8 protein-coding genes and 2 pseudogenes are annotated in these 10366 nt (G+C 52.8%); 6 read left to right on the top strand and 4 right to left on the bottom strand.

Annotation, left to right across the window (positions count from 1 at the left end; all coding sequences use genetic code 11):
* Positions 1–303 precede the first annotated feature (303 nt).
* Together EPY72_RS18945 and EPY72_RS18940 are read left to right on the top strand one after the other, a co-directional pair.
* Complete coding sequence (locus EPY72_RS18945) at positions 304–672, top strand: hypothetical protein (RefSeq protein WP_135807437.1); 369 nt, start codon at positions 304–306, stop codon at positions 670–672.
* Positions 669–1898: a tyrosine-type recombinase/integrase gene (locus EPY72_RS18940; protein ID WP_135807436.1), complete on the top strand. Its 1230-nt coding sequence runs from the start codon at positions 669–671 to the stop codon at positions 1896–1898. The genes EPY72_RS18945 and EPY72_RS18940 overlap by 4 nt, the downstream gene beginning before the upstream one ends.
* Positions 1899–1948: 50 nt before the next feature.
* Here EPY72_RS18940 and EPY72_RS18935 read toward each other — a convergent pair.
* Positions 1949–2203, bottom strand: a pseudogene (locus EPY72_RS18935) (IS1595 family transposase); the annotation flags it as partial.
* Positions 2204–2901: 698 nt separating this feature from the next.
* Here EPY72_RS18935 and EPY72_RS18930 point away from each other — a divergent pair.
* The 4 genes from EPY72_RS18930 to EPY72_RS18915 all read left to right on the top strand — a co-directional run bounded on the left by EPY72_RS18930 (position 2902) and on the right by EPY72_RS18915 (position 5591).
* Positions 2902–3288, top strand: a complete 387-nt coding sequence (locus tag EPY72_RS18930; protein WP_244605628.1) for a DUF7344 domain-containing protein — start codon at positions 2902–2904, stop codon at positions 3286–3288.
* Positions 3285–3986 carry a hypothetical protein gene (locus EPY72_RS18925; RefSeq protein ID WP_135807435.1) on the top strand — a complete coding sequence of 234 codons (702 nt, stop codon included), beginning with the start codon at positions 3285–3287 and terminating at the stop codon, positions 3984–3986. The genes EPY72_RS18930 and EPY72_RS18925 overlap by 4 nt, the downstream gene beginning before the upstream one ends.
* On the top strand, positions 3973–5019 hold the full coding sequence (locus tag EPY72_RS19735; RefSeq protein ID WP_210423578.1) for a hypothetical protein: 1047 nt from the start codon (positions 3973–3975) through the stop codon (positions 5017–5019). Before EPY72_RS18925 ends, EPY72_RS19735 begins: the two co-directional genes overlap by 14 nt.
* A 143-nt stretch (positions 5020–5162) precedes the next feature.
* Entirely contained in the window at positions 5163–5591 is a 429-nt protein-coding gene (locus EPY72_RS18915) for a MarR family transcriptional regulator (RefSeq protein ID WP_210423577.1), read from the top strand.
* 635 nt (positions 5592–6226) lie between these two features.
* On the opposite strand, the pseudogene EPY72_RS18900 reads toward EPY72_RS18915, so the two are convergent.
* The 3 genes and pseudogenes from EPY72_RS18900 to EPY72_RS18890 form a co-directional block, all read right to left on the bottom strand.
* Positions 6227–7140 (bottom strand): annotated as a pseudogene (locus tag EPY72_RS18900) (IS630 family transposase).
* Positions 7141–8327: 1187 nt separating this feature from the next.
* Positions 8328–9503, bottom strand: coding sequence for an AAA family ATPase (locus tag EPY72_RS18895; protein ID WP_135807433.1), 1176 nt, complete (start codon positions 9501–9503; stop codon positions 8328–8330).
* A gap of 56 nt (positions 9504–9559) precedes the next feature.
* Positions 9560–10195 (bottom strand): IS6 family transposase, encoded by a 636-nt coding sequence (locus tag EPY72_RS18890; RefSeq protein ID WP_135807432.1) that lies wholly within the window; start codon positions 10193–10195, stop codon positions 9560–9562.
* Positions 10196–10366 lie beyond the last annotated feature (171 nt).

Raw genomic sequence — 10366 nt, 5'->3', positions numbered from 1 at the left:
TCTACCCATCTACTGTCTGAGTAGCGGCCTTCTACACCGTGAAATCACCAACTTCAGAGCGAGGGCTATGTTGGTGCGACGGGCGCGCGCGAGCAGCGGATTCTCGGATGATTTGAATGACTACAAAGTCGGACATTACAAATTAGATGTATGCCCTGTTGCCGTCTTGCTATTTGTTTTGTTGACAATTATCGGGTGCCTGTTCTCTTGGTTGAATGAGAATTATATTCACTTTAAACCAATAGTAACTGAGACTCTTGGTTCAATATGAAAGCTTTTTGTCCTGCGTGAGTAATACTGAGTATGGACGCACTAGTGGTAAATCTCCCCGAGCAGGACGACAAGATCGGGACAGAATTACCAAATCCAGATCGGGAAATGTTCGATAAGTTGAAGGAACAATACGGATTCAGCACCGATGCCGAAGCTGCACGGATTTTCTTGAAGTTGGGGATGATGTCGACAGTTAATAACGACCCCCGCCACTCAATTTCGTCCGAAACGGGCGGGGAGTTTTCTCCAGTTACAATACGGGAACTGGTCCCAGAAGGAATGGACAATGCTGTTGAGATCACCGACGAGTTCTGGGATCAAATCCTGCGGGATGAGATGATCGATATCGTCGAGAACGACCCAGAAATACATCGAGACGGACTTGAAATCTACCGATGACAATAGAATTCAGGTCTGATACCCGGCCTAAGCGCGACGACGAATCTCTTCTTGAGTACTATCTTGCTTTTCGAGGAGAAGAACTCGAACCAGCTAGTAAAGAAGTGTACCGGGAAGCCTGGAGATATCTACAAACATTTCTCGAAAATAAGGACTACACTCTATCTAATATAACCAAGGAAGAAGCACTAGAGTGGTGTGAGTTTTTACGATCCAAAGACATTCAAGAAAAATACGGTGAAAGGTCAGTAGGGCGGGTGCGTAAAATGATTGATGACCTCAAACAGACGCCAGAAATTAGCGGTGGAAATCCATTTCAGGAGGCTCTTGACACCGACCCGTTCAGTTACGACGATTCAACAAGCAAACTCAACGTTCCCCTCGATACTCTCCGAGAAGCGATCTCCAATATCAGGCATCCCTGCACATTATTCATATTCGTGGTCCTGCTGAAAACAGGATTGCGACGTTCAGAACTAGCGAACCTTGACGAGAGGGACATCAACATAGAGCGGCCAATCTCTGAGGTTATGGATCCACCAAGAACAGAAATACGCGATAAGCCGAATACATTATATGTCGATTCCTCAACCAGTCAAGGAGATAATGTCAACGGCGAGGTGCGAGAGTCCGGGAATAAGCCAAACTCGTACCGCCAAATCCCCCTTGATAAAGAGACGGTCGATTTATTCGAGTGGTACCTGGCACTGGCTCCGAGCTCGAAGTCGCCAGCTAACCCTATTCTCAAAATATTCTCGTTATCACAGGGTAGTGCAGAGACAGGGGACAGATTAGGCTGCGATGGAATATATGAGAGAGTCAGAGACTTGGCAAAGAAACAAAATTGGGACGTTGAAAGTGGAGTGACCCCGCACTGGTGTCGGCACTGGTTCACCACGCAATTACGAGCACGAATCGACGATAATGAGGTTCCAGTCGGATCGGCCAAAGGATATGTCCAAGGCCTTCGGGGCGATACAGATAGCTCTGTTATAGATACTTACACGCAAGAGTGGGACATCGACAACGACACAAAAGAATACGCTGAGGTTTATCGAGACAATATCCCGAATCTGCTAGTTGACCCGTACGAGGAGGGTGAGATTACGTGTCCGTCATGTGGCCATGAGCCGCCTGCTGTGACGTTTTCCACAGTGGAGCCAGTCAATGGTGCAAGCCAACTCTGTAACCGCTGTGCGCGAGACGAATACGTCTCGCTGGATTAACCTTCCGAGTAAGCCAAACAACAACGCTCGTGGCGTAGATTGTTGGTGAGTCACAACACAGTTTCGAGGATGGTTTTGAGCGCTTCTTCACCCGGTTTTTGAAAGACTTCACGACGAAGCTGAAACGCTCGGAGATACGGTGTGAGTGTGTCTTTGGAGACTCCTCGATGCGGCGAGAGCTACGCGTCGCTGACGCGACGGTGGCTCTCGCACGTGTTCACATGGACATCCCCATCTACGTACTCACCATCCCCGTGGACGACGTATTCACGAGTGAATGCGTCGTCCTCCTCAAGAGGCTCAAAACGGTCGTGTCGGAGCTAGAGCCAGAAGGCTACGTAAGCCGCCCGTGGTGATCTACTCGATAGAGACGTTCTCGGGCCGTGGAGTTTGAGTACTTCGTGTAGCGTCTCAACCCAATCGAGTGTGATCTGCGCCACCTATGATCGAATGTGTCGCGATGAGCGGCAGTTAGCTCGGATAAGCTACGGTAGTGAGAAGATTGTTTGTAGCCACCACGGGTGATGATGTGTGATTTAATAGATAGTTAAGACAACAAGGCAGTTCTGGTGGTACAGTCGCTCAAAATAGAAAATATGGCGTTTTCTACTTGTGGGACAAATATAAAAGTCACAGTGTATCCGACACAGAAATAGCACGATTCCTGAGAAGCCCTCCGGCGCTGGGACGCCGGAGGAACCGTGCTGCCAAGCCAATGACAGCAAGCCAAAATACCAGGGTCAGGAGTCATAACTCTGTCTCTCAGAACAGGACTCCCGAAACTGACCCACTAACTCACCAAGTCGTACAGTTCGCAATCCAGCGTGATGAAGTAATCTCCAGCGACGACATCGAGACCACTGATGATCGACTACTTTCACTGCTCACGGAGTATCGAGCGTGGCGACGTGACAGGTTCGACAAGCACAGAGTCGATGATGAGGCCACGTTGAAATCAGGAAAATGGAGTCGGGAGACGGCGCCCACAGCGGGGGTGATCTAAATGTCCACCCCGAACGACGAGACAGCGTCACTCGCCATCCCGATGGATCCCGACAAGGCGTTCGATGCGATTGCAAATAGCCGCCGTCGCCGCGTCTTATTGTCCCTATCACGCTCCCATAGCGGGGTCACTGCCAACGAACTCGCAATCGAAATCGCGGCCATCGAAAACATGATCGACCCCAGCAAAGTGGGGAGCGACGAGCGTACGTCTGTCTATATCACGCTAACCCAATCGCATCTTGAGAAACTCGATGAGGTCGGCGCTGTCAACTATGATGACCGACCAAAGGAAGTGACCCCAACCGATGCCACCGAGCCGCTCGCCGAATATATCCGCCGGCTACAGACTGCCTGCTACAAGCCAGACACGGAGGAGACCGCATGACTGACAGCCAACAGCGCGCACTCGCGACGCTTCGGGATATCGACGCCAGCTTCCACCGGCTGTTCGAGGCGGTCGTTGAGGACGAAGCAACTGCATCCAAACCGGCTGAAGATCCGATCGCCACACTGCGGCGCGCACGCTCACAGATCGACGCTGCGCTACTCGAACACCAGCACCGGACGGATGACGAGACACTCCCTGACGGTGGATTATGTGTTCTCCAGTGGGACCCACCTCGTACTCCACCGCGGCGACTCGTCCTCGACCCCGACAGCGATGACGATAGCTGGACGCGTCGTGAACTCGAATGGACTGGAGATGGATGGCGCGTCTGCGGTCGCAACATCGTCAACGACGTTGCGATAAGCGCCCCGGCGGAACCACGCTATCCAGATCCCATGGCTCCTCCGACACTCGATACGCACCTCGAATGGATTCGCAGCACATGGACGCACCCTGATCCAGATGTCCTTGTCTTCGATGCGACGGCGACGGGTGAACAAGGCGTAGTTGCGGCTGTCGACGATGAACTGCGGTACCGCGAGCAGGATAGCCACCAGTGGTACACTGTAACCGACAAGGAGGAACTCTACCATCACCTCCAGGAGAAGGGTCAGCCAGCCGTCAAACCGCTGTCAGAGACGCCGCTGACGCGCCTGCAGTTCACTCCAAGCCCACTCACCAATGACGATGGATGAGCCCACTCCAGGGGAGTACGATGACCGCCTGAGCCTGCTGACGGAGACAATCGAGGCACTCCGTGAAACACTCGAGCGCGATCATTCACTTCCTACTGACCAACGGATGTTCGCCCGCCGCCTCCTCTTTCTCGCAAGCCAGCCGATCACTGAAGCCGAACGGATTCTGCCCGAGCCAGACCGAGATGCTGACTCAGCAGAAGATCGAACTCCCGAATCAAGGGATGACTACGCGGCTGCACTCACTCACATCGAACGGCAGTTGTGCTGGCTAGTTCGCTCACTCCGTGCTGTACAGCCGGCAGCCCACCACTATGACGAACCACCTGTCGAGAAGTTCACAACAGCCCTCGAGTACGCGACAGCCCTTCGAGACATTCTGTCATCGGTCCCGGAAGATAGTCCAGTTCTCGCCGACAGAGAGGATATCAACCTCGACAACGTTGACCCGCACGTCGGGGGGCGTGGGAATGGTGATGGGCGGTGGCTCGAGTATCAACTCGAGCGTGCACTCGGACGCTGGGGATACCGTGCAGCGACACGCCAACACCTCTATAGTCTGGAGATTGATGTCGTCGCCAGACGGGAGGAGAAACAGCAGCAGCCAAGCGACTGGATTGTCGCACAGTGTAAAGACTGGACAGACGACCCAATCACTCCGACGGCTCTCTTCCGGTTATGTACCGTGGCGTTCGCTTGTCGCGCGATGCCGGTGCTCTGTCACACGACTGAGCTTACGCCTCGGGCCGAGAAACTGGCGCGTGAACTCGAGGTGCGCGTGCTTGAGTTACCAGATTTGGAGCGTGCAGAACTGCCTGCCCCGCAGGTTGCCAAACCGACGATGGAATTCCGTGAGTGGGAGCCACAGTACCGGGCTCGCGAGGACCGTGGCTCCTTCCCGTTGATGTTCCGTAGGGAGCCAGGGAAACGCTTCAGCTACGTTCCCGGGTTCAAGCCAGTCGGCAAAGCCGCGGACTACGAACCGATTGAGAATGTTCGGAATGACGATGAGCATCCTGCTGCTGGTCATTAAGTCTCTACAGGATTAGACAGCAAATTTCGAATAATATTTCTACTGGCCAGAAGCGAAATTCTCTGAAATGTCCTTCAGATATTTGGCGAAACATATCCATCTGCGAAAACCGTATTGTCATCCGGCAACAGGTACTAGTACGGATGCCCGTTCCGGTTGATGAACTCACGAGTGACGATCGGTTCCCGATCAAGCCGGACACGAACGAGTACCGCGTTCTCAGCTTCCTTGTCGCACACCGCGAATACGGCTACACTCCACGCGAAATTGCGGCCCGAACAGCCCTCAACAAGACCGCCGTGTCAAGCACGATGGCTCGTCTCTTCGAGTACGGGCTTATCGAACGAGCAGACAACGTCTATTACGTCGACCCAAGCCGAGCCAGTAAGCTAAAGCGACGGCTCGAATCGCTCGATTCACTCGTTCAATTCTTCGAGTCAGCACCCGACGACAGCTACGCCGAGAAGGGCTGGGAACAGGAACTCCCGACCTTCGATCCAGAGAGCGTGTCATACAATGGTTCCCGACAGCTATTATCCATCGGTCATATACTGAATAAAATTGACAGCTGACGAGACCCACAGGGTAGACGCGAAATTCGAGCTGTGTAATCGCTAGGTAGGGGGTGTGAGACGAATTCTATGACACGCTGTCCAGATGCAAAATCGGTTGCCCCGGAGGAGGACTCCGAAACGGCAGAAGCACAAGCAGAAGCCCTCATCGAAGATATCGAAGATTGTCGTAGAACGGAATAACCTCGCTTCTGTATTTAAATTCCGCGTCCATGTCTCAGTACCGGCTTTCCAAGACCATACAGGGGAGTTCGTCGTCGCCGCCGGTGAGCGTGAAATAGAGTGCCGTACTGCCCTAGTGGAGGTCAGTGATTTTGCCAATCCAACGGACGCCGTTGAGGGCAGGCGTGCCCTATACGACTGACGCAAGCCGGTCGTTCAGCTGTGGCACGCTGAGGTCCTCTCTCGCATCGGGTTCGACCGCCTGCCGTTCGGTATCTGGTGCGTCCGCCATCTTCGTCTACTAACTTCTGAACAGGAAAATCAAAAAGCTACGCTCAAGTTGAAAAGCCAGATTTGTAGAATAGCACCCCCATAGGAGAATCTCCGGTCAAGAGAATTGATACAGCACTCACTGCGAAAACAGCTACTCTGTGGATTCTTCGTCGTTGAGTTCCTCATTTGCGAACTCATACTCACGGACATAAGTACGTGAAGATATCTGGAACTTCGATTCGATCGAGCGCAGAGAGCGCAGCATCACGAAGATCGTCGAGGGTGTCGAACAGACGGTTGCCAAGCTCTTGATCAAGCTGTCGCCAGCACTCTTCCGCGGGGTTCAGCTCCGGTGAACCCCGCGGAAGGTAACACAGTTCGATCGGCGTGTGTTCGACGAATTTCTGCACTGCGTTGGCCGTGAAATACGACGCGTTGTCCAAGACGACGCAGATTTTCTCGCCGAATTCGGTTTGGAGAGCGTCTAGCAAGCGAATCGTCGTGTCGCTGTTGAAGTTCTCGTCACAGGGCAGAAAGAACGTTTCTCCGGAATCGCTGACTGCACCGAGCAACTTGATGCTGTCCCACGCGCCCGTCACCGGCAGTGACGGGCGCTCTCCTTCCGGGAACCAGGCATAGATCAGCGTCGAGAGAACCTGACGCGTCTGATCGATGGTCAGGATCGTGTATTCGTCGTCCAGGTTGTCGCGCTTTTTTTGAAGCCGTCTTGCCAGGCTTCTTGAGCTCTCTCGTCGGATTTGTGAAACTCCGGCCGGGCTGTCTTCCAGGACAGCCCGGCCTCGGACATCAATCGTCGGACGTGACGTTCACAGTACTCAACGTCGAATTCTTCAGCGAGATAGTGACGCGCGAGTGGAACAGACCACGCGGGCGCGTCATATCCGACTTCCTCGGGTGAGTCGTGGAGTGCTTCAACGAACTGCTCGTGCTCTTGTTCGGAGAGCTCGGACGGCCTGCCCTCTCGTGGTTTGTCGTAGACGACCTCCTCGAACGGCTCGTCGGCGAGCCGTTCGAGTCGGTTGAACCATTTTGAGGCCCAACTGCTAGAAAATCCGTAGAGTTCGGCAGCTTCCGCTTGCGTGAGATCGTCCATTTCTTTGTAGGTGATCGCGGCCATAAGCCGCTTTGTCGCGTCGGCATCATCGACCTCCGCCAAGATCTGGCGGAGGTCTTCAACAGAGACGTTCTCCAACGTCGCCATACTGATCCTTGTTCCTCAAGCTCCATGAATTTTTAGCCGTCAGTATAAGGAGCTGGTCCTCGTGAATTTCATTGTCTGCTTGCTGCTGTTTGCTAGGCACATTCGCAGCAAGCAGACGTCCTAACTAACCGGCTTTGTGAAGTACTGAAACTCCCTGCCGACGAACCCAGTAATGATGACGAGGGTGGGACACAGATGCAGTCCTCGCAGACCGCATCGCGGCCGCGACTTACCTCTGTCGGCAAGCGAGTTCATACGCCGGTATTCGACTCGTCGAGCAATCCGATGAAATCCGGTCCCCGGCAGAGCATGAACGATCTCCTAAAAAATAACCAGTAGCCGCTCTGCAGTCGCGTACTATTTGGAACCCAAGATTCGTCCCGGAACACCGTCCAACAGGACTTTTCGTAATTCGAGTGGTTTTGCTTGGCGTTTTCGCGATAAGTCTCGTGGCTCAAGATTCAATATTAGCAGTCCCACTCCTGGATAATTCGCTTCAAGGAACGTCTGCGCCTCTTGACTATCGTCGTCTCGAACAGTGAGGTAAACTTCAGAAAAGAGTCCCGAGTAACAATAATGTGAGAGTTGATCGGTGTGACGACCACGTCTGCGTGCTCTGCCGGGACTCGTTCGACACGTTGACGGCGAAGATGAACCACAAATGCCCGAAGAAAGAAGAGACTACATGCCAAGACAATTGCTGTCCTTGAGAACCAAAGGACGAGCCCGGGTACTGCAACAAGCACAAACCATTGGCACACGAGCATATCGAGCCCGAGAAGGAGACTGAAGAGTACGGGGTCCTAGTGAGGGAAATCGGGTGGTGGAGCGCTCTGAATCCACTCTTAGTCTGTTTGATAGTTGCGTGCAAAATCTGCTTGGAATTAGAGCCGAAACCAGCAATGTGGTCGTAAATCTAACTAATGTGGTTCCAACACGCTTCCTTCTGGGGATTTCGCACAGACCACTGCGCAGTTTTAGCTTGCCTCTACCTCCTTATTGCCTCTATTGGGTTACCAAAACGGAGTTCGTTAGTTCACCGTCTATGAATCTAGAAGAAACGGTTCTCCGACGCTCATCTATTCCTCTAAAACGCGAACTTGATCTTGGTACTCTTTGAACAAGTCTGCGTCGAGGACTTCTTGTAGAGCGTCGTCCGACTCGCCAGACCGGGCATACCCAATCATAAGACCAAGACCTGCCCCGACAGTCTTACCCTGTCTCCGTGATATTCCTACCTCGTTCGCCGCCGCGTGTTGTGCTCCCAAACTTGCTCCTTCCAACATCGCTTCTGGGTCAGCGTGCGTGACCCATTGGGCATAAGCTTCTGGAACGAGGATATCCGCGAGGTAGGAAGAGGCTCCAAGTGCTGCTCCAAGAGTTTCCCCGTCGATATCCTCGATGTCCCGTCCTTTCTCTGCCATCTGCTGTGACTGATTCAACAGTTCTGTGGGATCAACATCGTTTAGAGCGGAGTCATTGTGGCTACTTGCGTATGCACCGATAGCACCACCACCTAAAGCCGACGCAGCAACTAAAGCACTAGTTGAAGTTGACGCTGCAACTGCTGGTGCTCCCAAAGCCGGGTTCATCACCGCTAAACCAGCCATCAATCCCCACGTCGCAGCCTCATGCGGTTCTGCATTTTCAAACGTGTGTTGCGTCTCTTCTATTCCTTCGTCTGTCTTATTCCGAATCTTCCCTAAAAGAGAACGTCCTTCGTCAGATTCTTCCTGAGATTCGTCATTACCGAGCGACGATTTTAAGTCCTCCAATGATTCGGCTTCAGCTACGATATCGTCGGAACGTTGTTCGTGGAACTCCTCAGTCAAGGTCTCAAGATTATTGATTACCTCCTCTGCTGATTCCCCTTCTTCTACGATCTCGTCTGCTTTTGCTTGGATCCGGTCTGGAAATTCTGCGAGAACTTCCCGTAACTGAGCGCTCTCGCTCCCTTTAATCATGCCAACTCGACTTCCAACCCAAGAGGTGATACTGCCATCCGTCGCAAGTAGTCGCTCCAGTCCATCTAATGTCTCCGCTTGTCGAACTGCTTCGTCGGGCGAGTCAGGACTATTCTCTGCGATTATCTGTTCGAGTCCCTTTATCGCTTCATCAGCATCATCTACGGTTCTTACGAATTCTGTGGCCTCTTCTTCCGCTTCTGGAGGGACGGCCTCAATCAATTCAGAAATACGCTCAGGCTTCTGTTCCGGACTAACTTCGTCCTCTTCGTCATCATCCCCGCCGAACATAGTCTGAAAGATAAATTGAGTCGTTAAAGTGTTTGCCCACTATGGGGTGGCATTGTTCAGATTAGCTGATTCCATGCGAAGGCGAAGGTCTGCAACCAATTTTCGGCAGAGCGGTGAGTCGCGTGGCGAAAATGATTGGCGAACTGTTTCGTTCGGCGTTTTAGCTCTTTGAAGACACGTTCGACGCTATTCCGATTTCCATGTGTGACATACTGAAATCGGAGGTTTTGCTCGAAGAGTGCGGCCTGTAACCACGGCGCGCCATCGACGAGAAACACCGCGTCGGCGACGCGGTGTTTCTCTTGTAATTCGGTGAGAAACTGCTTCGTCACAACGATAGTTCGTGTCGGATAGAGCTTGGCGTGGAGAAATTCGTTGGTTTGAGGATCGACGGCGGCGTACAGCCAGTAGCGTTGATCGTTGAGTTGAATCACGGTTTCATCGACGACAACGTGATTCGGGTTTTTGCCGTCAGTTGGCTGTAGATCGGCTTTCTGCACCCAATTGTGGATAGTGGATCGACACCGTTTGACACCGAATTGTTCTAAGACCGAAACAGTATCCGAGAGTGATAATCCGGCCGCATGCAGGTGGATACTGAGCTTCATCAGCGGCTCCGGTGTCGCTTCTCGCTCCATAAACTCTAACTCGATCGAGTCGCTAGCTCCGTTGAGGCGGTCGATTTCTGGCATGGATCACTAGCAAATCGAACCGCCTCATCCTTCATCCTTATCTGAACAGTGCCTATGGGGTAAAAGGGCTGTGTTGAATCGCCATACGGCAGAGAGGTAGGCCGCTAAATCAAAGGAGTTGAAGCGGGAGAGTTCCGTTGACCATGACGCAAATCTCCCGCTTCATCGGGG

Source organism: Halorussus marinus, from assembly GCF_004765795.1.
Classification (GTDB): domain Archaea; phylum Halobacteriota; class Halobacteria; order Halobacteriales; family Haladaptataceae; genus Halorussus; species Halorussus marinus.
The sequence above is the reverse complement of the archived record's forward strand: the minus strand, read 5'-3'. Positions and strand labels throughout refer to the sequence as shown.

Excerpts from the sequence above, each read along its gene's own strand:
- EPY72_RS18945 (WP_135807437.1), top strand. The coding sequence starts at position 304 with ATGGACGCACTAGTGGTAAATCTCCCCGAGCAGGACGACAAGATCGGG.
- EPY72_RS18940 (WP_135807436.1), top strand. The coding sequence starts at position 669 with ATGACAATAGAATTCAGGTCTGATACCCGGCCTAAGCGCGACGACGAA.
- EPY72_RS18930 (WP_244605628.1), top strand. The coding sequence starts at position 2,902 with ATGTCCACCCCGAACGACGAGACAGCGTCACTCGCCATCCCGATGGAT.
- EPY72_RS18925 (WP_135807435.1), top strand. The coding sequence starts at position 3,285 with ATGACTGACAGCCAACAGCGCGCACTCGCGACGCTTCGGGATATCGAC.
- EPY72_RS19735 (WP_210423578.1), top strand. The coding sequence starts at position 3,973 with ATGACGATGGATGAGCCCACTCCAGGGGAGTACGATGACCGCCTGAGC.
- EPY72_RS18915 (WP_210423577.1), top strand. The coding sequence starts at position 5,163 with ATGCCCGTTCCGGTTGATGAACTCACGAGTGACGATCGGTTCCCGATC.
- EPY72_RS18895 (WP_135807433.1), bottom strand. The coding sequence starts at position 9,503 with ATGTTCGGCGGGGATGATGACGAAGAGGACGAAGTTAGTCCGGAACAG.
- EPY72_RS18890 (WP_135807432.1), bottom strand. The coding sequence starts at position 10,195 with ATGCCAGAAATCGACCGCCTCAACGGAGCTAGCGACTCGATCGAGTTA.